The following is a 21,530-nucleotide window of genomic DNA, read 5'->3' on the forward strand; positions in this document are numbered from 1 at the left end:
TTGCCTCATTCTTGCATTGGTTCATTCGTTCATTCCCGCAATCTTGCATTCTTGCATTGGTTCATTGTCGCATAATTCCTGTTCTTTTTAACGCAAGACTTCCCTGGAAAAAAATTCTGAATTATCTTTCCGTATATTTGCCAGGCAAAAAACGATAATATATTTTAACGGATGAAATATTTCACGATTCTAAGTGTGTTGGTACTGACGGTTTTCATGGTAGCCTCATGCAACAAAACAGATAACTTCATAACCGATCAGGGCGCAAAACTCAGTTTTTCACTGGACACCCTGCGTTTTGATACCGTTTTCACCTCACTCGGTTCTGCAACGCGATCTTTTAAGGTGTATAATGAATACGATCAGCCCATTCGCATTACAAAGGTACGAATTGAAGGCAATACAGGCTCGGTATTTCGCATGAATGTTGACGGATATGCTGCCGCTGAAGTTGAATCAGTTGAAATCTGGCCCAAGGACAGCATTTATATATTCGTAGAAGTGACCATTAATCCGGATCAACCGGTTTCCGCCAGTCCTTTTGTGGTGGAGGACAAAATACTTTTTGAGACCAATGGCAATGATCAGGTAATACACCTGGAAGCGTGGGGACAAAATGCGGTTTACCTGCCCAGCCGTTTCAACAAGGGGGTTCCTGTGGAATATTCCTGTGACAACGGGGAGTGGGTTTGGGATGATCCGCGGCCCTATGTCCTTTACGGAGAAATATTCATCGATGAATGTTTGCTGAGAATTCCCGCCGGAACGAAAATTTACGTCCACGGTGGAATTGCTCAAAACGATCAGTTTGGAGTATTCAATGATGGAATTCTCTATATCCAGTCAAACGCCAGGATTCAAATTGACGGCACATTGGACAATCCTGTCGTCATCCAGGGAGATCGCCTGGAAGAAGACTTTGGGGAGCAGTCCGCCCAATGGTACGGCATTTTCCTGGGAAAAGGTTCAACGGGAAATTCCATTAATTATACCACGATAAAAAACAGTACCTTTTGTCTTTTTGTGGATTCACTGGCCCAGGTAGACCTTAACAACAGCCAGTTTTACAATACCGCCAGCAGCGCATTGATCACTTATCACAGTACTGTCGATGCCAAAAATTGCCTGTTTTACAATAACGGCAGCAATTCCGTAGAATTGAGGTTTGGAGGGGCATACGACTTTGAACATTGCACTCTTGCCAATTTCGGAACCGACAATGCAGCCCTCGCTATGACCAATTGGGCCTGCCTGGTACAGGATGAAAATGGGAATTGTCTCGAGTCTGGGCAGTATCCACTGCAGTTCAGTATGATCAATTCAATTGTCACCGGTTCGAGGAGAGATCATATCATTTTCTCGGATATTAATAACCGCGACCTCCCAAACACCTTTGTGGTAAGCATGAGAAATTGCATTACCCGCGTGGACGACTTGCTGACCACCACTCAGCAAGGGCTTTACAGTGACTTTTTTCAAACCATCTGTTTCAATTGCATCAATCCACAAAGTGATGATCCACTTTTTGCAGACAGGTCAGAAAACGATTACCACCTGGATACTTTGTCCATAGCCATCGACAAGGGATTAAATTTAACGGGGATTCCCCTCGACCTTGAAGGAAATCCCCGTGTAAACGCACCCGATCTGGGATGCTTTGAGTATCAGTACTAGTTACTCGTTGCTGGTTGCTGGATACTGATTGCTCGTTGCTCGTTATTTTTTACCAAGACAACCAGCAACAAGTAACCAGTAACCAGTAACCAGTTTACTTCTTACTCCACTCTTCGATGCTCTTTTTGTTCATCGAAACATATTCTTCATTACCGGCCTTTTGTGCCAGTTCCAGGGATCTTTTGGCTGCTTTGATCGCTTCCGGGTATCTTCCCAGGTCTGCTAGGATCATCGCTTCGCGTCTTACCTGCCAGAACATTGCATCGTCTCCTGCAGTGGCTTTTTGGATCCACATAAGGGCTTTACCCAGGTCTTTTCCTTTATCATGGTAGTAGGAAGCGGCAGCATAATAATCATTTGCTGACGGACCTGCCATAATCTGGGCAATTTGCTTTTCAACGCGCTCGTCTACGAAAACTTCCAAAGGAATAGAAACATAAGTTTTATCCCAAAGAACCTCTATTAAAGCCTTATTACCAACAATATCTGCAATACCCATGGTAAACGATTCGATATTTACGCCTTCAGGCATTGCATAAGAAGGAACGGTAACCGCAATGGTTGGTTCTTTCTCAGTATATGAAGGCCATGAAGTGCTTTCATAGGGGTAAAAATTAAAGGTCCATTCTTTTGGACCAGGTATAGCCAATACAGCGTATGCTCCTGCTTTAAGATCTTTTCCACCGACTTTCACATCATCGCTAAAGTCAATTTTGGTAGCAGAATTAGCTCCAAGACGCCACATTTTTCCAAAAGGAACCAGACCATCATCAGCAAAAATCGTACGTCCTTTTACTCCGGGGCGAGAGTAAGTAATCGTTACGTTTGTCAGACCTACTTCCTGTTTTACTTCAGCATTAGGACTAGGGCGTGGGGTAGTGATTTGAGCATTCACCGTAAAAGTAGTGGCCATAAAAACCACAAAAGATAATAGTAAAATTAACTGTCTTTTCATTTTAAAAAAGTTTGGTTTGAAAATTAATTAGTAATTAATGTTTAAGAATAGAATTTCCCCGGGTGTTGTTTTCCCATGAACGAAACTATGCCAAATTCAACACCTGAATTTTTTAATTGTTTATAAAAAAATCATTTACTTGGAGGGAAATTCAAAAAAGCCGTAAAAATCCTTTTCGCCATGAATATACAAAATATTTTCACAAATCTGCCAGAGGATATCCGGGAGGAATTTTTTGAAACCATGATCAATGACCCGTCTTTCAGACTGGAACGTATTGTTTCTCATGGACAAAGCACGCCAAAAGGGCAATGGTATGATCAGGAACAGGACGAATGGGTCATTTTATTGAAAGGAAGCGCCGGGTTAAGCCTGGAGGAGGGATCCGAAACCATCGTATTAAAACCCGGTGATCATCTTCTGCTACCCGCCCGTCAAAAGCACCGGGTGGAATGGACGGATGAAAAAGTACCGACGATTTGGCTGGCTTTGCATTTCCAGGCTAACCAATAATAGGTTGATTGCGATCCATCCTTCAGAAAGTAACATGGAATAGGGTACCATTAACTAAAAAAAGGGGAACCGGAACAGAATGCCCGACTCCCCCTCATATTTCAAAACGTTATTTCTTTAGAATTTATACTTTAAAAAAACAGTAAAATTTCTTCCTGGTTCGTAGATACGGCCGCTGTTGACATCTGAATTATTGTAGGCAAAAGTCAGGTGATCATAAAAGGCTTCATCCATAATATTGAGGATAGAAAAACCCACAGAAAGTCCCTTCCATGGCTGAATGCCGGCTCTAAAATCAAAAACCTTGTAAGCAGGTGTGACGGTTTCTCCAAATGATGGCGCAATATCCTTTTGTTCCGAGGAGAACCTGCTGCGGAGATCCACCCAGAATTTTTCCCTTTTGTAGGTAATGGAAGCCATGGTCGTAAAAGGTGCGATCAAAGGCAGGGGCTCGTCAAAATCCACATTTCTTGTTTTAGTCAGCGAGGCATCAATTCTTGCTGAAAGCCCTTTTAGCAGAGCGACCTCGACAAAAGCTTCAAAGCCTGCCTGGGTAGCCACCGCTACATTTTGGAATCTTTTGGCAAATTTTGGTTCCAGCCAGGGCATAAATTTCCTGCCAAGGGTAGTATCTATGGCCGCAGTGATGCAATTAGTGATGTAAGAATAAAACATCGTTGCACCATAATTCACTTTTTGGACTTTTCCCTTTATCGACAATTCAATTTGGTGGTTTGCTTCCGGTTTGAGTTCCGGGTTCCCCACGTATTCGTACGGATCGATCTGAACAGAAAAATGATTGATATACCTTTCAATCATGGTCGCCGTCCTGACTCCTCTTCCTAGTGCCAATTCCAGTTTAGCCCTGGTTCCCAGCGCGTAAGCCATGGTCAGGCTTCCGCTTATATTGATTTCCTGATCCTGTCCAAGCTCAGGATAAAGAGCCTTAAAGTCGGCCGCCGGTGCTGCAATTTGTGCTGACACGTAATCAACCCTCAACCCGGTTGTGACCGTAATCTTAGGATTCAACATAAATTTGGCTTCGCCGAAAAGACCATAGTCGGAAAGGGTGGCATCCTGCCAGATGGAGTCCACAAAAATTTTTGGTGGATCGAAAACGATTTCCGGGTTCATCAGGTTTCGTTTTACCGTGCGCGTCCTGTCTCCTTCCCTGGCAATAATATTCATATCCAATCCGGTATAAATTATCGTTTTTTTACCGGGCGTAAAGGCCAGTTCGACTTTTCCACCCCAGGTGGAAGAAAAAACCGGGGTGGAGGCAAAAACCATCCCAAAATTTGGCCGATCCACATTGGTCATGAGGTGGTCAACATAGGAATAAAATCCCTTGGCACTGATGGAATATAGCGCAGGAGAAATGTTTTGTTTCTTATAATCAAGACTTAGGATGCTGCTGTTGTCATGTTCGGTATCCATAGGCAGACCGGCATGCAGAACATCCTTGCCGAAAGATTGCCTCCACAATGCCTGGATGCGCTGGTTCTTGCCGGGATTCATTCCTGCCTTAACCGAATAATCGTAAGATTTGAACCCGGAAGGCACTTCGGTTCCGTTACCGTCTGTATAGTTCCCGAAATCGTGAAGTTCCCCCGATAAAGAAAGATCAAACCGGCTCGTAGCCTGGCTGACCGATAATCCAACAAGTTTGCCCTCGCCATTGGCCTCATAACCTGCATGAACAGCCCCATGGATGCCGTAATCCTCTACGCCTGGTGTCTGTTGGGTAATCAGATTGATCACTCCCCCGAAGTTTGGCCCGAACCTCATACTGTAAGGTCCGCGGATCAGTTCTATCTTTTCGATCTCTTCAGAAATGACATGAGTGGTGATAGGATCCATACGATTGGGGCAGGCGTTCATCACTTTGGTACCTCCATCTATCTGGATATTCAGTTGTTCGTATTTAAATGACCGAAAAACCGGGTCCATCGCATATGATCCCCTTTTGATGACATTAAAGCCATTGACATCCATAAACAGGTCGGCAACGTTCTTTTGCCTTCCGGCCAATTTGATTTCGTCCCTGATGATCTCCGATTGGGAGACTTCCCCCAGCGGGCTGCCAACCACAAGAATAGCTTCGGTAATGACGGGTTTAATCCTCAACAGGCATTCCAGAGTTACTGGGCCATCCACCGTAATTTCGGATCCCTCATAACTCAAATGCCCCACACTTAAGATAAAGGTTCCTGCTATTTTTGTTTGCAGACTAAAATATCCGTTACTATCGGTTAGGGTAGAAATATCAGAACCCTTAATTCCAACAAGTGCATAGGCAACCGGGACATCGGTTCCTCCATCCTTTACATAACCATCAATCTTATATCCTGACTGGGCCGAGGCCATCCAGGAAATGAATAAAAATGCGATAAATAAGTATTTCTTTTTTATCATGATCTTTCCTTTTTTAGATTTATGCAATGCGTTCAGCGAAACAACAGGAGGGATGGTCTGGCAAATGACACCCTACACAACTTCCTGCTCATGTTGGCTGCTGAACAATAATAAAAGGGTAAAACATGTCAAGCCATGTATACCATTGACCGGAAAAAGATCCGATCCTGCCATAGAATGAATGCCCGGGAAAAATACCCGGATAATTCCATTGAAGATTTAGGAAAGAAGAGAAGATTTAGGAGGACGGAAAACGGATTGTGCTCCTTTTACCGAAAAAGGAGGTTGATAATAAAAACATCCCGTCACGTAATCAGGAAGGTTTTTTTTAAGTTTTTCGGAATTTTCATTTTCATGGATCAAGGTAATGGATCGTTCATCAACCGAATTTCTGGCTGATTTTTTCCATTGATCCCTGTCGTTTTTAACCTGTTCGATGATTTTTTGGATGTGGCATTTTCCAGAACACATCAGCTCCGGCCGGTCCAGGTTTTCACAAAATTTTTCGGCGATAACATCCCTGTTGGCATAATACCATACATACACGAGGGTTATTTTCCAGGATTGAACGAGGAAGGAAGGCAGAACCAAAATCAGCAAAAGGATTCCCTTTATGTTAATCGCCTGAGACAAATTTATAATTTGAGTTCATCAAATAAAGGCCAAATATAAAAAAATAAACCTTTCGCTTCGGTAACAAAAATCACCTAAGGCAATAAAATTTTTCATCTTTTTGACCTTCGAACCTTAATCAAGAGCGCTACAGGGTGCTCATCTATAGTGCCTGGGCGCCCAAATGAGTTATAATAAACAAAAGCCCTCCCCCGGAAATCCGGAGAAGGGCTTTATTTTTATTAGTGCTGATGATTTGAATTAATCATCATAATCATCTTCTTCTTCGTCTGCATCATGAGTGTGCCGTGCTTCATAGGCTTCTTGCGCCTCAGAAGTAGTCACAAACAGTTCTCTGAATTTTTTCAATCCTGTACCGGCAGGGATTCGTTTTCCGATGATGACATTCTCTTTCAATCCCACCAAGAAATCCTGCTTGGCACCGATCGCAGCAGTACTCAATACTTTAGTCGTTTCCTGGAACGACGCTGCTGAAATCCAGCTTGGCGTACCCAGTGAAGACTTGGTAATACCGAGCAGCAGCGGGCTTGAAGTGGCTGGAACAGCATCGCGGTATGCGACTATTTTCCTGTCATTACGCTTGAGGAAAGAATTTTCTTCTCTCAACTGGCGTAAAGAAACAAGCTGTCCCTGCTTAAGTCTGCTGGATTCTCCGGCGTCGGTAACGACTTTCTTATCAAAGATCCAGTCGTTCATTTCGAAGAATTCATACTTCTCAACTGGTTCTCCTTCAAGGAAGCTGGTATCTCCCGGATCCTCGATCTGGACCCTTCTCATCATCTGGCGAACGATCACCTCAATGTGTTTATTATTGATGGTAATCCCCTGGGAACGGTAAACGTCCTGAACTCCATTTACGAGATATTCCTGAACGGCAAATGGGCCGCTGATATTGAGAATGTCCCGTGGAGCGGTTGCACCATCAGACAATTCGGTACCTGCGCGAACAAAGTCACCTTCCTGAACAAGCAAGTGTTTAGACAAGCTCACGAGATATTTACGGCGCTGACCATCCTTCGCGGTAATGATTACCTCACGGTTACCACGCTTGATTTTCGGTCCGAAAGAAACAACCCCGTCAATTTCCGAAACCGTTGCCGGGTTGGAAGGGTTACGTGCTTCGAACAATTCGGTAACACGCGGCAGACCACCCGTGATATCCGCGATCTTACCCATCATACGAGGAATCTTCACGATGATCTGACCCGCTCTAACCTCACTTCCTTCTTCAACGGCGACGTGCGCTCCAACCGGAAGGTTGTAAGAGTGTAACTCTTCGCCGGCAGGGCTGATGATCTTAACCGTAGGAATGATCCTTTTATTTTTAGATTCAATGATAACGATCTCTTCGTATCCTGTCTGGTCGTCACGTTCAACGCGATAACTCATTCCTTCCTGCATGCTATCGAATTTAACGATACCTGCGGTGGCCGAAACGATCGCTGCGTTAAACGGATCCCATTGACAGATCAGATCACGCTTCTTGATCTTTGCATTTTCCTTGACGAAGAGTGCTGATCCGTAAGGAATATGGTGTGTCACCAATAACCTTCCTGTTTCTTCGTCAACAATTCTCAATTCTCCGGTTCTCGATAAAACTACAAAAGTTTTACTGCCATCCTCTTCAATATGTTCTGCAACTCTTATGCTGTCAAAGACGGCCTTTCCATCAAATTTAGAAATAAGTTCAGATTCCGTTTTGGACAAAGACGCCATACCCCCAATGTGGAAGGTACGCAGTGTCAACTGGGTTCCCGGCTCACCGATAGACTGTGCAGCGATAATACCCACTGCATCTCCTTCTTCAGCAATTCTTCCGGTAGCAAGATTTTTACCATAACATTTTGCACAGACCCCCCTGCGTGTTTCACAGGTAAGTACTGAACGAATGTAAACAGAATCAACACCCACTTTCTGAATATAATTGGCCGTTCTCTGATCAATATATTCGCCGGCTTTAAGAATCAACTCATCCGTATCAGGATGAAATACATCCTGAAGCAGGTAACGACCCGCAATTCTTGAAGAGAGATCCTCAATTACTTTATCATTATCCTTAAGCGCAGTGGTTTCTTTTCCACGTAATGTGGTACAATCCTCCTCCATTATCACAACATCCTGAGCCACATCCACCAGACGACGGGTAAGATAACCCGCATCAGCTGTCTTAAGGGCGGTATCCGCCAAACCTTTACGAGCACCGTGAGTAGAGATAAAGTACTCAAGTACTGAAAGTCCATCCACGAAGTTCGCAAGGATCGGATTTTCAATAACCGCTCCACCACTATCTCCTGATTTTTTTGGCTTGGCCATCAATCCACGAAGTCCGCAAAGCTGTTTGATCTGCTGTTTGGATCCCCGGGCACCTGAGTCAAGCATCATATACACTGAGTTGAACCCCTGCTTGTGTTCAGCAAGTTCCTTCATCAGGTTGTCGGTGATCCTGTTATCGGCAAAAGTCCATTTATCGATGATCTGGTTATAACGTTCATTGTTAGTGATCAGACCGATATTGTAGTTATCCCATACTTCATCCACCTCTGCTTGTGCTTCCTGCAACACATCCTGCTTCACAGTAGGGGTGATGAGGTCTCCAAGGTTAAAGGACAATCCGCCTTTGAACGCCCAGTAGAATCCCATTTCTTTGATGGCATCGAGGAAAATAGCTGTTTCTGCGAAACTGGTTCTTTCCAGAACGTCACCAATAATTCTACGCAGGTTCTTCTTGGTCAGTAACTCGTTGATGTAAGGAATCGTTTCCGGCGTAGCGGTGTTGAACAAAACCCTTCCTGTTGTGGTTTCGATCAATCGCTGCACGAGATTTCCATTTTCATCTTCGACTCTCGTACGTACCTTTAACCGGGCATGAAGGTCCAATCGTCCTTCATTGTAGGCGATTTTTACTTCTTCTGGAGAATAGAACCGCTGATCCTGCCCCAAAACTTTCTCCGTTTCGGTAGACAATCTTTCTTTGGTAATATAATAAAGACCAAGTACCATGTCCTGTGAAGGAAGGGTAATTGGCGAACCATTTTGTGGGTTCAACATATTGTGAGCAGAAAGCATCAACACCTGTGCTTCGAGCACAGCTGCCTGGCTCAATGGCACGTGTACCGCCATCTGGTCACCGTCAAAGTCGGCGTTGAAGGCACCACAAACGAGTGGGTGCAACTGGATCGCTTTACCTTCGATCATTTTCGGCTGGAATGCCTGGATCGAAAGCCTGTGCAGTGTAGGTGCACGGTTGAGCAATATGGGGTGCCCTTTCAATATGTTTTCGAGAATTTCCCAGATGACAGGATCTTTCCGGTCAACCAATTTCTTGGCAGATTTTACCGTTTTTACAATCCCTCTTTCGATCAGTTTCCGGATCACAAAAGGTTTGAACAATTCGGCAGCCATTCCTTTAGGCAAACCACATTCATGTAATTGTAAGGTAGGTCCTACCACAATAACGGAACGTCCGGAATAATCCACACGCTTACCCAACAAGTTTTGACGGAAACGACCTTGTTTTCCTTTGAGAATGTCACTCAAAGATTTCAGGGAACGTCCACCTTCTGCTTTTACGGCGTTGGATTTACGGGAGTTATCAAAAAGTGAATCAACAGATTCCTGGAGCATCCTCTTTTCATTACGGAGAATGACTTCAGGGGCCTTGATCTCAAGCAAACGCTTCAAACGGTTGTTACGAATGATCACACGACGATAAAGATCGTTCAAATCAGAACTGGCAAAACGGCCACCATCCAGCAATACCAATGGGCGCAATTCCGGCGGTACCACAGGCAAATACTGAATAACCGTCCATTCCGGCTTGTTTTCAATACGGGCCATACCTTCTCTGAAAGCCTCAACCACGCGCAAACGCTTCAACGCTTCAGATTTACGCTGCTGGGAAGTCTCTGTAGCAGCCTGATGACGCAATGAATACGATAATTCATCAAGTTTCAGGTTTTCCAACAGATCCTTAATAGCTTCCGCTCCCATTTTGGCGATAAACTTATTGGGATCTTCATCTGCAAGCATTTGGTTTTCAGGAGGAAGTGCATCGAGGATATCCAGGTATTCTTCTTCTGTCAACAGATCGAATACTTCGACACCATCTTCGCCTTTCACCCCTGGCTGGATTACGGCATAACGCTCGTAATAGATAATGCTTTCAAGCTTCTTGGAAGAAAGTCCGAGCAGATAACCGATTTTATTGGGCAATGATTTAAAGAACCAAATATGAACGACAGGAACCACCAGTTTGATGTGTCCCATTCTTTCACGACGGACTTTTTTCTCAGTCACCTCCACTCCACATCGGTCACAAACGATCCCTTTGTAGCGAATACGCTTGTATTTACCACAATAACATTCATAATCTTTTACCGGACCGAAAATACGCTCACAAAACAACCCGTCGCGTTCCGGTTTATATGATCTGTAATTAATGGTTTCTGGTTTCAAAACTTCACCAAATGAACGCTCCAAAATTTCATCCGGTGAGGATAAAGTAATGGTAATCGATTCAAATTGCTGAGTTTGAATGAGACTTTTATTTTTAAAAGACATAGATAATATAATTTATATCTAATTGATAATCAATAATTTCAACAAACCAAAGGATTGTTAAAAATTAGTCAAATTTCACATCCAGGGCCAATCCTCGTAATTCATGTAACAATACATTGAAAGACTCCGGAATATTCGGCTCGGGTAAATTATCTCCTTTAACGATAGCCTCGTAAGCTTTGGCACGACCACTGATATCATCAGATTTGATCGTCAGCAATTCCTGCAGAATATTTGCTGCTCCGTAGGCTTCGAGTGCCCAAACCTCCATCTCACCAAAACGCTGCCCCCCAAACTGAGCTTTACCGCCCAAAGGCTGTTGCGTAATCAATGAGTAAGGTCCAATAGAACGGGCGTGCATCTTATCATCAACCATGTGGGAGAGTTTAAGCATGTAAATCACTCCAACCGTAGCCTGCTGGTGGAAACGGTCTCCCGTTTCACCATCATAAAGGTAAGTCTGGCCAAGGCTTGGCAATCCTGCTTTTTGGATATATCCCTCGATCTCATCCTGGCCCGCACCATCAAAGATTGGCGTTCCGAATTTCATGTCGAGTTTTTCTCCGGCCCATCCCAAAACAGTCTCGAAGATCTGTCCGAGGTTCATACGAGAAGGTACCCCAAGCGGATTCAAAACGATATCTACCGGAGAACCATCTTCAAGGAACGGCATATCCTCCATACGGACGATCCTGGATACAATCCCCTTGTTACCATGGCGTCCGGCAAGCTTATCCCCTACTTTCAGTTTACGTTTTTTAGCCATGTAAACTTTAGCCAGTTTAAGCACTCCTGCCGGCAATTCATCACCAATACTGATGTTGAATTTTTCGCGCTTGTAGCGACCTACTTCTTCGTTAAATTTAATGCTGTAATTATGCAGTAACCTCGCGATCAGAGAGTTCGTCTCTTCACTATCCGTCCAGTTGCTGTAATCTACCGTACCATAATCAATATCTCTCAATAAACCTATTGAGAATTTCGTACCTTCTTCAATCAGTGGTTCGTTGTAAATGCTTCTGACTCCCTTGGAAATTTTTCCTTTGACAAGAACGATCAACTTATCGATCAAAATGGTCTTCAATTCGTTGATGGCTATTTTGTGCTCATCATCCAATTTGGTCAACATTTCTTTTTCCTGCTCTTTCTGGACCTTATCCTTTTTAGCGCGGGCAAAAAGCTGCTTGCCAATAATAACTCCTTTGGTAGATGGAGGCGCTTTGAGTGAAGCATCCTTTACATCTCCTGCTTTATCCCCGAAAATAGCCCGAAGCAATTTTTCTTCAGGTGTCGGATCTGTTTCTCCCTTTGGAGTAATTTTTCCAATGATAATATCTCCTTCTTTCACCCAGGCTCCAATGCGGATAATTCCGTTTTCATCGAGATCTTTTGTAGCCTCTTCACTTACGTTAGGAATGTCATTGGTCAGTTCTTCCTCTCCCAACTTTGCATCACGGACATCCAATTCAAAATGTTCGATGTGCAGGGAAGTAAAAATATCTTCTCTTACAACACGCTCCGACAATACTATGGCATCCTCAAAATTATAGCCTTTCCACGGCATGAATGCCACTTTAAGGTTTTGTCCGAGTGCCAATTCACCCTGATCTGTGGCGTAACCGTCACAAAGAATCATTCCCGGGTAAACACGATCGCCTCTACGCACGATAGGCTTAAGGTTGATACATGTTCCCTGATTGGTACGACGGAATTTGGTCAGTTTATAAGACTTCCTGTTATCTTCAAATGAGACCAGCTGTTCTGACTCTGTCCTGTCATAACGGATAACAATCTCATTGGCATCCACATATTCAACCACTCCTTCTCCTTCAGCATTGATCAACATACGAGAGTCGGTAGCCACTTTGCCTTCCAATCCGGTTCCCACGATAGGAGAACTAGGCTTGATCAAAGGAACTGCCTGACGCTGCATGTTCGATCCCATCAGGGCACGGTTGGCATCATCATTTTCAAGGAACGGAATCATGGAAGCCGATACCCCAACGATCTGGTTAGGCGCCACATCCATGAATTCAATATCCATAGGTTGCAATACAGGGAAATCCCCATGTTCGCGGCACTTCACCCTGTCGGACAAAAATGCCCCGCTTTCATTATCAATTCTGGCATTCGCCTGGGCGATACGCATATGGTCCTCCCCTTCAGCAGAAAGATATTCCGCCAGGTTTTTGACATCCACCTTTCCTTCGACAACCTTACGATAAGGCGTTTCGAGGAATCCCATTTTGTTCACTTTAGCGTGAACACAAAGGGTGGAAATCAAACCGATATTCGGTCCTTCAGGAGTTTCAATGGTACAAAGACGACCATAATGCGAATAGTGAACGTCACGAACCTCAAATCCTGCACGTTCACGTGAAAGACCACCAGGTCCCAGCGCCGAAATACGACGTTTGTGTGTAATTTCGGAAAGCGGGTTGGTTTGATCGAGGAACTGTGACAACTGGCTCGTTCCAAAGAAAGAGTTGATCACGGACGATAAAGTACGCGCATTGATCAGATCAATAGGCGTAAATACTTCATTATCCCTTACGTTCATACGTTCACGGATGGTTCTCGCCATACGGGCAAGTCCCACACCGAACTGAGCGAACAACTGCTCCCCAACGGTACGAACCCGACGGTTGCTCAGGTGATCGATATCATCGATTTCCGCTTTTTGGTTCATCAGTCGAACCAGGTATTTCACGATAGAAATGATATCCTCTTTGGTAAGCACCTGAATTTCTTTAGGTGTCTCATTTCCCAGTTTCCTGTTGATCTTATAACGCCCTACTTCTCCGAGATTGTAGCGTTTATCAGAGAAAAACAGTTTATCAATAATCCCGCGGGCAGTTTCCTCATCCGGCGGATCAGTACTTCTTAACTGGCGGTAAATATAGGTCACCGCTTCCATTTCTGAACTGGAAGGATCTTTTTGAAGGGTATTGAAAATTACGGAATAATCCAGTTCAATATCTTCTTTCTGAAGGATCACAGAGTCCATTCCAGCATTCAGGACAAGCTTAATATTATTCTCATCGAGCACAACATCTCTTTCAAGGATAATATCATTACGTTCAATAGTGGTCACCTCCCCTGTATCTTCATCCACAAAATCTTCGGTCCAGCTGCGAAGAACACGCGCTGCCAGTTTACGACCAATTGCATTATTGAGTCCATCCTCAGTGGCTTCTATTTCATCTGCCAGATCAAAGATATCGAGGATGGATTTATCGGAATCAAAACCGATAGCCCTCAACAGGGTAGTCACAGGGAATTTCTTTTTACGATCGATATACGCATACATTACGGTATTGATATCGGTCGCAAATTCCATCCATGCTCCTTTGAAGGGGATAATTCTTGCTGAGTGAATCTTAGTTCCGTTGGGGTGGTAAGTCTGTCCGAAGAAAACTCCGGGAGATCTGTGCAACTGGGAAACGATTACTCTTTCTGCTCCATTGACAACGAAGGTTCCTTTAGGAGTCATGTAAGGAATGTTGCCGAGGAATACGTCCTGCACAATGGTTTTGAAGTCAACGTGTTCTTCATCATTACAAGACAGGCGAAGTTTGGCCTTGAGTGGAACACTATAGGTCAAGCCACGTTGCATACACTCTTCAATGGTGTATCTCGGTGGTTCGATAAAGTAGTCTAGGAATTCAAGGACGAAAATATTTCGTGCGTCTGTAATAGGAAAATTTTCCTGAAACACATTGTAGAGACCCTCATTACTTCTGTTTTCAGGAGTTGTTTCCAGCTGGAAAAACTCTTGAAAAGATTTCAACTGAATCTCCAGTAAATCGGGATACTGTGCGGAAAGTTTAATTTTGCCGAAGTTGTGTCTTCTCTCTTCAGCGGTTTGTACCTTGCCGTTTGATGCCATTTGCGAATTTTATTTTTTAGACCAAAAAAAAGCTTTCTTTTTCGGCCAACAAAACGGGAAAAAATACGAGAAGTATAAATTATATGAAATGGTAACTTTTAAAGTGCTGAAAATAGCAGCAAAAAAAACCGCAATCCCAAAGAGATTGCCTTGACCATTTCCCTCTACACGATAACGCATTATTTTTTGATTCCCTAAAATAAATAGATCCGTTATCGGTATTGGCATTCATTAAGGTTTAGCATTCAAAAAGAAAAACGCCCTGGTGAACACCTATAAATTATACGACAATAGGCTTAGCCAGTCAAAAACAACTCGCTAAGCCTTCAAGATTCCAAAACCCGGGGAAAAACCTTTTTTCAAAAGGGATTTTCAAACCCGGCTTTTGGAAAGTCAGTTACTTGATTTCCACTTCACCACCCACTGCTTCGATAGCAGCTTTGAGTGATTCAGCTTCTTCTTTAGATACACCTTCTTTAAGTGTTCCCGGAGCGCCATCCACTAAATCTTTAGCTTCTTTCAATCCGAGGTTCAGAAGGGTTTTAACTTCTTTAACTACTTTCAACTTACCTGCACCAGCAGAAGTCAAAATTACGTCAAATTCAGTTTTTTCTTCAGCAGCAGCAGCGTCACCGCCACCAGCACCGGGTCCGGCAGCTACAGCAACAGCCGCAGCTGCTGGTTCAATACCATAATCATCTTTCAATATGGCAGCCAGTTCGCTTACTTCTTTAACGGTAAGGTTTACTAACTGCTCTGCAAATGCCTTGAGATCTGCCATTTTAATTCTTTTTAATTTATTTACGATAAAAATATCGTGCGAATGAAACTTGGAAGCCGTATTTAATAGCGCAGCCGGTCAAGCGGCCACGAGGATAAAAATTATTGCGCGCGCTCTTCCAGTGTTTTGAGCAATCCCGCAAGGGTACTGCCACCAGACTGAAGGGAGCCGAGAACATTTTTTATCGGAGATTGGAGTAATGTAATTACATCACCAATCAAATCTTCTTTAGATTTCAGAGAAACCAACGCATCTAGTTGATCATCACCTAAAAAGATGCTTGAATCAATATAAGCGGCCTTAAGAATAGGCTTTGGAGACTCTTTTCTAAATTCTTTGATCACTTTTGCAGGCACATTAGCTGTCTTGGTAAACAGGATAGCTGTATGTCCTTTAAGTGCTTCGTATAATCCTATATAATTGCGATCTTCTGGAAAAGATTCGAGGGCCTTAACCGCCAAAGTGTTTTTAACCACTTTCATCTCAATTTCCTTTTCAAAACACAATCTTCTGAATTTATTTACCTGCTCTACTGTAAGCGTTGAGGCATCAGCCAGGTAGAAGAACGAGGTTTCTTCAAATTTACCTTTCAACTCTTCAATGGAAGCTGCTTTTTCTGCTCTGGTCATTTTATGTTGATATTTTAAAATGCTGGTTAAATGATAGATTTGGTATCAAGTTTAATACCTGGGCTCATTGTACTGGCCACTGTTACTGATTTGACGTAAATTCCTTTGGCAGATGAAGGTTTCATTTTTACAAGTGTTGTAATCAACTCGTTTGCGTTTTCGACCAATTTTTGAGGTTCGAAAGACACCCGACCGATTGAATTATGAACAATCCCATACTTATCAACACGGAATGAAACTTTACCTCCTTTTACGTCTGCAACAGCAGCACCTACATCCATTGTCACCGTACCTGTCTTAGGGTTAGGCATCAAGCCTCTTGGTCCGAGAATACGACCAATACGACCCACTTTTGCCATTACCTGAGGCATTGCAATAACCACATCAACATCGGTCCAGCCATTTTGCACCTTGGTGATCATATCATCAAGACCAACATAATCTGCACCCGCTGCAGTAGCTTCTTCTTCTTTATCCGGAGTACAAAGTACCAGTACCCTTTTGGTTTTACCGGTACCATGAGGGAGGGTAACTGTTCCACGAATACCTTGATCTGGTTTTCTTGGATCCACCCCTAAACGAACGTGTAAATCAACGGAAGCATCAAACTTCGTGACATTTACATCTTTAACGAGTGCCATGGCTTCTGCAAGTGAATAATGCTTTTCATTGTCTATCTTAGCATTAGCTGCAGCTCGTTTCTTTCCTACTTTAGACATTTTAAAAAAATTTTGAGGTACGAACATCTCTTTTGCATTACAAAAAAGACTCCCTGCTTTAAAGAATTATTAATTAATTTTCTTCTTAGTTGTTCCAGGGTGGTGTTCCCTTAACAACGAGTCCCATACTTCTGGCAGTCCCTGCAATCATTTTCATGCTTGACTCAATAGTAAAAGCATTGAGGTCAGAAGTTTTATCTTCTGCAATTGCTCTTATCTGGTCCCAGGTTACGGTACCCACTTTATCCCGGTTAGGTTCAGGAGAACCCTTTTTAATTTTGGCGGCATCCATCAGCTGTATCGCTGCAGGAGGCGTTTTGACGACAAAATTGAAGGACTTGTCCTTAAAAACAGTAATTAAAACGGGTAAAATTTTCCCCTGGTTTTCCTGCGTCTGTGCGTTAAAACGCTTGCAGAACTCCATGATATTCACCCCTTTGGAACCCAAAGCCGGTCCTACAGGAGGAGCAGGATTTGCCTGTCCACCTTTGACTTGTAGTTTAATAAAAGTTTCTATCTCTTTAGCCATCGCTATTCTGCTTTAAACAATTATTTGACTTTAGGGAAGCATCAGGAAGAAATGAAAAGAATTTAACATTTAAATAAAAGAGAAGGTTTAAATGAAAAATAAAAATCCTATTTCTTCAAAGAAACTAAAGCCTGATGTTATTATTAAAATAAATTTTTACGCTTGTTTATCCACCTGCATGAAATTGAGCTCAACTTCCGTTCCTCTACCGAAAATTTTGACAATCACTTTGAGCTTTTTCTTTTCTTCATTCACCTCTTGAATATCCCCGATGAACTCGCTGAACGGTCCATCAATGATCTTAACGGTTTCTCCTACGATGAACGGTTCTAGTAAGGATTCTCCTGCTCCTTGTGATTCGTCTACCTTACCAAGCAGTCTGTTGGCTTCGGAAGTTCTCATAGGAATAGGGTTGTTACGCCCAAGGAAATGAATGACATTTGGTATATTGGCAATAGCCTGGATCATTTCCCCGGAAAATTTACCCGGAATGGCTTCAACCAAAATATAACCCGGTAAAATATTTCTTTCAGATATAACTTTCTTCCCACTTCGGATTTTGTAAACCTTTTCAGTAGGAACAAGAACCTGAGTGACAGAATTATCCCAGCCAGAACGCTGAATTTCCAATTCAATGCGTTCCTTTATCTTTCTTTCTTTTCCGCTTATTACTCTAAGCGAATACCACCTTTTCTCTTCACCCGGTTTTTTGTCATCAGACGTTTCAACCGGATTGATATTTTCATCAGCCATCAGATAATTCTTCTATTATACAGATTGATACAGGATACTTGCTACCCGCCATAGGTACCGTAAATAATTCCGGTAAATACGTTTGAGCCCATATCCATTAATAAGACTACCAAAGAAAGAATTATAGAAGCAATCACCACAACAATACTTGTGCTTTGAAGTGAAGCCCAACTTGGCCAGGTCACTTTATTGATCAATTCGTTATAACTCTCTTTGATATACAATTTTAAACGTTCCATATTTCAGCTTCACAAGGTGAAAAATTAGCACGGGCAGAAGGACTTGAACCCTCAGCCTACGGTTTTGGAGACCGTCGCTCTACCAATTGAGCTATGCCCGTGTATGGAAAAATTAAGCACCCCAACAGAGGTGCTTAATTTCCAATTTATCATCTAAAAATACAACCGACAGTCTATTTCAGACGGCTAATACTTTTATTTACTATGCAATAATTTCAGTTACCTGACCTGCACCTACTGTACGTCCACCCTCACGAATCGCAAAACGCAATCCTTTTTCCATCGCGATAGTATTCAACAGTTTCACTTCGAGTGTAACGTTATCACCTGGCATTACCATTTCTACTCCAGCTGGCAAAGTAACATCACCAGTTACGTCAGTGGTACGGAAATAAAACTGAGGACGGTATCCGTTGAAGAATGGCGTGTGACGGCCTCCTTCTTCTTTGCTCAAAACATAAACCTCGCACTTGAAGTGTTTGTGAGGATTTACTGATTTAGGTTTACAGATTACCATACCACGCTTGATGGCATCTTTGTCGATACCACGCAACAATAATCCGGCGTTATCTCCTGCTTCACCTCTATCGAGGATTTTACGGAACATTTCCACACCAGTGATTACTGAAGTCAAAGGCTTTTCACCTTCTGGCATCATACCTACGATCTCAACAGGATCCTGAGTATTGATAACACCACGCTCAATACGACCTGTAGCAACAGTTCCACGACCTGTGATAGAGAATACATCCTCTACAGGCATCAGGAATGGCTGGTCAATCAAACGTTCTGGCTCAGCAATTTTTGTATCTACTGCATCCATCAAGTCTTTGATCGCCTGAACTGCTTTTGGATCATCTTCCAAAGCTTTCAAAGCAGATCCCATGATAACTGCTGCGTTATCACCGTCGAATTCATACTGGTCGAGTAATTCACGAACTTCCATTTCTACCAGCTCGAGCATTTCCTCGTCATCAACAAGGTCAACCTTGTTCATGAAAACAACAATACTTGGTACACCTACCTGACGGGCAAGCAGGATGTGCTCACGAGTTTGAGGCATAGGACCATCCGTCGCAGCAACCACGAGAATAGCACCATCCATCTGCGCAGCACCCGTAACCATGTTTTTCACATAATCCGCGTGACCTGGACAGTCAACGTGGGCATAGTGACGAGATAGGGTCTGGTACTCAACGTGAGCAGTATTAATAGTGATACCTCTTTCTTTCTCTTCAGGAGCGGCATCGATTGAGTCATAGCTTGCTGTTTTAGCAAGACCATCTTTTGAAAGTACATAGGTAATTGCCGCAGTAAGAGTAGTCTTACCGTGGTCAACGTGGCCTATTGTACCCACGTTCAAGTGGGGCTTCGATCTGTCGAAATTTTCCTTAGCCATCGGTAATTAAATTTTTTGATGCAGTTTAAGCAATTAAATAAAATATTTTTTAAAAATGGAGCCAATGAAGGGAATTGAACCCCCGACCCCTTCCTTACCATGGAAGTGCTCTACCCCTGAGCTACATTGGCATTTTTAAGACACCTCCATAACCTACAAAATCCCGAATTCCCTTATAACTGAATCCAGGATAAAAAGTCAGGATTTTTTCTTTACTTTTCAGAACAACAACTTTTTGCCATTCTTCGGCATTGAGAAGGTAAGTCTTATTAAAAGGAATTTGAGCGGGCGACGAGACTCGAACCCGCGACCCTCAGCTTGGAAGGCTGATGCTCTACCAACTGAGCTACGCCCGCATATTGAGTGTGGGGGTGATAGGAATCGAACCTATTCAGACATAGTCACTGGATTTACAGTCCAGCCCGGCTCTCCAGCTCCGGCGCACCCCCGTAGGATAATAAAATTTTCTGTGAAGAAAACTTTTTTACCTGTTCTGTTTTTATTGCTGAGCCAGTGGAGGGATTCGAACCCCCGACCCGCTGATTACAAATCAGCTGCTCTGGCCAACTGAGCTACACTGGCTTTTTAAACAGAATAGGCTTTACCCATTGTTTTACTCAAAATTACAAGAAACAAAGAGTCTGTTTTTTGACTCTTTTTCTCTATTTCAAATTCAAACTTTAAGACCATTTTCTCAAAGCGATTGCAAAGGTAATTCTTTTTTTTAAAATCAAAAATACAATTTGAAAAATTTTGATTTTTTTTTTGATTCTATTTCTCCATTTGAACAGCATCACCCCTCATTAAGTTTCATCGCTTTTCAATTAGCCTTCCTTTCTGACCCAAACATCGCGTTGAGGAAACGGAATGACAATATTATTTTCATTGAACAAACGATATAACTCGAACCGAAGATCACTTTTTACATTTTCAATCCGCATGAGTTCTTTTGACCAAAAATGCAATTCAAAATTCAGGGAGGAATCACCAAAATCGGCAAAACGTACAAAAGGAGTTGGCCGCTGCATAATTTTTTCATGCCCGGCAGCTGCCTGCAACATCAATTGTTTCACCAATTCTACATCAGAACCGTAAGCAACCCCGACAAGCACCCTGAAACGCGACCGCTCCCGGTAATGACTCCAGTTGATGACATATTCCCCCACCAGTTTCGAATTGGGCACTATTACCGTAATATCATCACGGGTTTCTATGAGTGACGTTCTGACTCCTATTTTTTTGACTAGGCCGATCATGCCGTCAAACTCCACCACATCATCAATTTCAACGGTCCGTTCAAACAACAAAATGAACCCACAGGTAAGATCATTGAAGGTCTGCTGAAGTCCAAGCCCTATACCGACCAGCAAGGCTGCTGCCCCACCCCAGATCAGTGTCAGGTTGATGCCCGATGACTCAATAACAAAAAGCAGGGCGATAGTGAAAATAAAATATTTCAATAACTGGTTGGCTGCATACCTCGAACCTATATCTACCTTTTTTCTTTTATAATAATTGGCAAGCACTATCTCTGTAGCCCCCCACATGATCAGCCGGGCGATCAGGAATATCAATATGGCGCCAATGATATTGGAAAACCTGAAGGTTATCTGTTCTCCGTTCCTAGGAAATTTATATAATATGAAATTGAGCTGATCAATATTATGGACGACCATAAGGATCACCAAAGTATAAATGGTCGGACGGACGATATGTTTTGTCTTGCGGGGCCCCTCTGGATCTTCCGCGGATTCTCCTCTGAGATCCGTGTGCTTTTCTGAGGTTTCCCTAGGCAAAAAACTGGTAATTACCACATCCACGAGGTGAGCAAAAACTAGTAAC

Annotated in this window: 16 protein-coding genes and 5 tRNA genes; 2 read left to right on the forward strand and 19 right to left on the reverse strand. The window is 43.1% G+C overall.

Annotated features, from left to right (window positions below; all coding sequences use genetic code 11):
- Positions 1-171 precede the first annotated feature (171 nt).
- Positions 172-1,674: a hypothetical protein gene (locus tag H6571_22800; GenBank protein ID MCB9326580.1), complete on the forward strand. Its 1,503-nt coding sequence runs from the start codon at positions 172-174 to the stop codon at positions 1,672-1,674.
- Positions 1,675-1,768: 94 nt separating this feature from the next.
- Here the strand turns inward: H6571_22800 and H6571_22805 are convergent, their stop codons facing one another.
- Positions 1,769-2,629: a DUF2911 domain-containing protein gene (locus H6571_22805; GenBank protein ID MCB9326581.1), complete on the reverse strand. Its 861-nt coding sequence runs from the start codon at positions 2,627-2,629 to the stop codon at positions 1,769-1,771.
- A gap of 180 nt (positions 2,630-2,809) precedes the next feature.
- Here H6571_22805 and H6571_22810 point away from each other — a divergent pair, with 180 nt between their 5' ends.
- Positions 2,810-3,142: a cupin domain-containing protein gene (locus H6571_22810; protein ID MCB9326582.1), complete on the forward strand. Its 333-nt coding sequence runs from the start codon at positions 2,810-2,812 to the stop codon at positions 3,140-3,142.
- Between the two features lie 117 nt (positions 3,143-3,259).
- Here H6571_22810 and H6571_22815 read toward each other — a convergent pair whose 3' ends face one another.
- The 18 genes from H6571_22815 to H6571_22900 all read right to left on the reverse strand — a co-directional run bounded on the left by H6571_22815 (position 3,260) and on the right by H6571_22900 (position 21,364).
- The gene (locus H6571_22815; protein ID MCB9326583.1) at positions 3,260-5,557 is read right to left on the reverse strand and encodes a TonB-dependent receptor; all 2,298 of its coding nucleotides are present in this window, start codon (positions 5,555-5,557) and stop codon (positions 3,260-3,262) included.
- 219 nt (positions 5,558-5,776) lie between these two features.
- Positions 5,777-6,190 (reverse strand): hypothetical protein, encoded by a 414-nt coding sequence (locus tag H6571_22820; GenBank protein ID MCB9326584.1) that lies wholly within the window; start codon positions 6,188-6,190, stop codon positions 5,777-5,779.
- Positions 6,191-6,430: 240 nt separating this feature from the next.
- Positions 6,431-10,750: a DNA-directed RNA polymerase subunit beta' gene (rpoC, locus tag H6571_22825; protein ID MCB9326585.1), complete on the reverse strand. Its 4,320-nt coding sequence runs from the start codon at positions 10,748-10,750 to the stop codon at positions 6,431-6,433.
- Positions 10,751-10,814: 64 nt separating this feature from the next.
- Entirely contained in the window at positions 10,815-14,639 is a 3,825-nt protein-coding gene (rpoB, locus tag H6571_22830; protein ID MCB9326586.1) for a DNA-directed RNA polymerase subunit beta, read from the reverse strand.
- A gap of 9 nt (positions 14,640-14,648) precedes the next feature.
- Complete coding sequence (locus H6571_22835) at positions 14,649-14,867, reverse strand: hypothetical protein (protein ID MCB9326587.1); 219 nt, start codon at positions 14,865-14,867, stop codon at positions 14,649-14,651.
- Positions 14,868-15,036: 169 nt separating this feature from the next.
- Entirely contained in the window at positions 15,037-15,420 is a 384-nt protein-coding gene (gene rplL / locus H6571_22840; GenBank protein MCB9326588.1) for a 50S ribosomal protein L7/L12, read from the reverse strand.
- A gap of 101 nt (positions 15,421-15,521) precedes the next feature.
- Positions 15,522-16,049, reverse strand: coding sequence for a 50S ribosomal protein L10 (locus tag H6571_22845; protein MCB9326589.1), 528 nt, complete (start codon positions 16,047-16,049; stop codon positions 15,522-15,524).
- A gap of 26 nt (positions 16,050-16,075) precedes the next feature.
- Positions 16,076-16,768, reverse strand: a complete 693-nt coding sequence (locus H6571_22850; GenBank protein MCB9326590.1) for a 50S ribosomal protein L1 — start codon at positions 16,766-16,768, stop codon at positions 16,076-16,078.
- An 85-nt stretch (positions 16,769-16,853) separates the two neighbouring features.
- Positions 16,854-17,297: a 50S ribosomal protein L11 gene (gene rplK / locus H6571_22855; GenBank protein MCB9326591.1), complete on the reverse strand. Its 444-nt coding sequence runs from the start codon at positions 17,295-17,297 to the stop codon at positions 16,854-16,856.
- Positions 17,298-17,453: 156 nt separating this feature from the next.
- Positions 17,454-18,050 carry a transcription termination/antitermination factor NusG gene (nusG, locus tag H6571_22860; GenBank protein ID MCB9326592.1) on the reverse strand — a complete coding sequence of 199 codons (597 nt, stop codon included), beginning with the start codon at positions 18,048-18,050 and terminating at the stop codon, positions 17,454-17,456.
- A gap of 41 nt (positions 18,051-18,091) precedes the next feature.
- Complete coding sequence (gene secE, locus H6571_22865) at positions 18,092-18,289, reverse strand: preprotein translocase subunit SecE (protein ID MCB9326593.1); 198 nt, start codon at positions 18,287-18,289, stop codon at positions 18,092-18,094.
- A 28-nt stretch (positions 18,290-18,317) separates the two neighbouring features.
- A tRNA-Trp gene (locus H6571_22870) sits at positions 18,318-18,390 on the reverse strand.
- Positions 18,391-18,491: 101 nt separating this feature from the next.
- Complete coding sequence (gene tuf, locus H6571_22875) at positions 18,492-19,688, reverse strand: elongation factor Tu (GenBank protein MCB9326594.1); 1,197 nt, start codon at positions 19,686-19,688, stop codon at positions 18,492-18,494.
- A 56-nt stretch (positions 19,689-19,744) separates the two neighbouring features.
- A tRNA-Thr gene (locus H6571_22880) sits at positions 19,745-19,819 on the reverse strand.
- Between the two features lie 152 nt (positions 19,820-19,971).
- Positions 19,972-20,044, reverse strand: a tRNA-Gly gene (locus H6571_22885).
- A 10-nt stretch (positions 20,045-20,054) separates the two neighbouring features.
- Positions 20,055-20,137, reverse strand: a tRNA-Tyr gene (locus H6571_22890).
- A 59-nt stretch (positions 20,138-20,196) separates the two neighbouring features.
- A tRNA-Thr gene (locus H6571_22895) sits at positions 20,197-20,270 on the reverse strand.
- A 242-nt stretch (positions 20,271-20,512) separates the two neighbouring features.
- The gene (locus tag H6571_22900) at positions 20,513-21,364 is read right to left on the reverse strand and encodes a mechanosensitive ion channel (GenBank protein ID MCB9326595.1); all 852 of its coding nucleotides are present in this window, start codon (positions 21,362-21,364) and stop codon (positions 20,513-20,515) included.
- Between the last annotated feature and the right edge of the window lie 166 nt (positions 21,365-21,530).

It is taken from the genome of Lewinellaceae bacterium (assembly GCA_020636105.1).
GTDB lineage: Bacteria > Bacteroidota > Bacteroidia > Chitinophagales > Saprospiraceae > BCD1.

What these genes read in the sequence shown, in the direction of transcription:
- H6571_22805 (MCB9326581.1), bottom strand. Translation starts at nt 2,629, where the DNA reads ATGAAAAGACAGTTAATTTTACTATTATCTTTTGTGGTTTTTATGGCC.
- tuf (MCB9326594.1), bottom strand. Translation starts at nt 19,688, where the DNA reads ATGGCTAAGGAAAATTTCGACAGATCGAAGCCCCACTTGAACGTGGGT.
- rpoB (MCB9326586.1), bottom strand. Translation starts at nt 14,639, where the DNA reads ATGGCATCAAACGGCAAGGTACAAACCGCTGAAGAGAGAAGACACAAC.
- H6571_22835 (MCB9326587.1), bottom strand. Translation starts at nt 14,867, where the DNA reads ATGCCAATACCGATAACGGATCTATTTATTTTAGGGAATCAAAAAATA.
- H6571_22850 (MCB9326590.1), bottom strand. Translation starts at nt 16,768, where the DNA reads ATGTCTAAAGTAGGAAAGAAACGAGCTGCAGCTAATGCTAAGATAGAC.
- H6571_22800 (MCB9326580.1), top strand. Translation starts at nt 172, where the DNA reads ATGAAATATTTCACGATTCTAAGTGTGTTGGTACTGACGGTTTTCATG.
- H6571_22900 (MCB9326595.1), bottom strand. Translation starts at nt 21,364, where the DNA reads ATGGTCGTCCATAATATTGATCAGCTCAATTTCATATTATATAAATTT.
- rplK (MCB9326591.1), bottom strand. Translation starts at nt 17,297, where the DNA reads ATGGCTAAAGAGATAGAAACTTTTATTAAACTACAAGTCAAAGGTGGA.
- nusG (MCB9326592.1), bottom strand. Translation starts at nt 18,050, where the DNA reads ATGGCTGATGAAAATATCAATCCGGTTGAAACGTCTGATGACAAAAAA.
- rplL (MCB9326588.1), bottom strand. Translation starts at nt 15,420, where the DNA reads ATGGCAGATCTCAAGGCATTTGCAGAGCAGTTAGTAAACCTTACCGTT.
- rpoC (MCB9326585.1), bottom strand. Translation starts at nt 10,750, where the DNA reads ATGTCTTTTAAAAATAAAAGTCTCATTCAAACTCAGCAATTTGAATCG.
- secE (MCB9326593.1), bottom strand. Translation starts at nt 18,289, where the DNA reads ATGGAACGTTTAAAATTGTATATCAAAGAGAGTTATAACGAATTGATC.
- H6571_22845 (MCB9326589.1), bottom strand. Translation starts at nt 16,049, where the DNA reads ATGACCAGAGCAGAAAAAGCAGCTTCCATTGAAGAGTTGAAAGGTAAA.
- H6571_22815 (MCB9326583.1), bottom strand. Translation starts at nt 5,557, where the DNA reads ATGATAAAAAAGAAATACTTATTTATCGCATTTTTATTCATTTCCTGG.
- H6571_22810 (MCB9326582.1), top strand. Translation starts at nt 2,810, where the DNA reads ATGAATATACAAAATATTTTCACAAATCTGCCAGAGGATATCCGGGAG.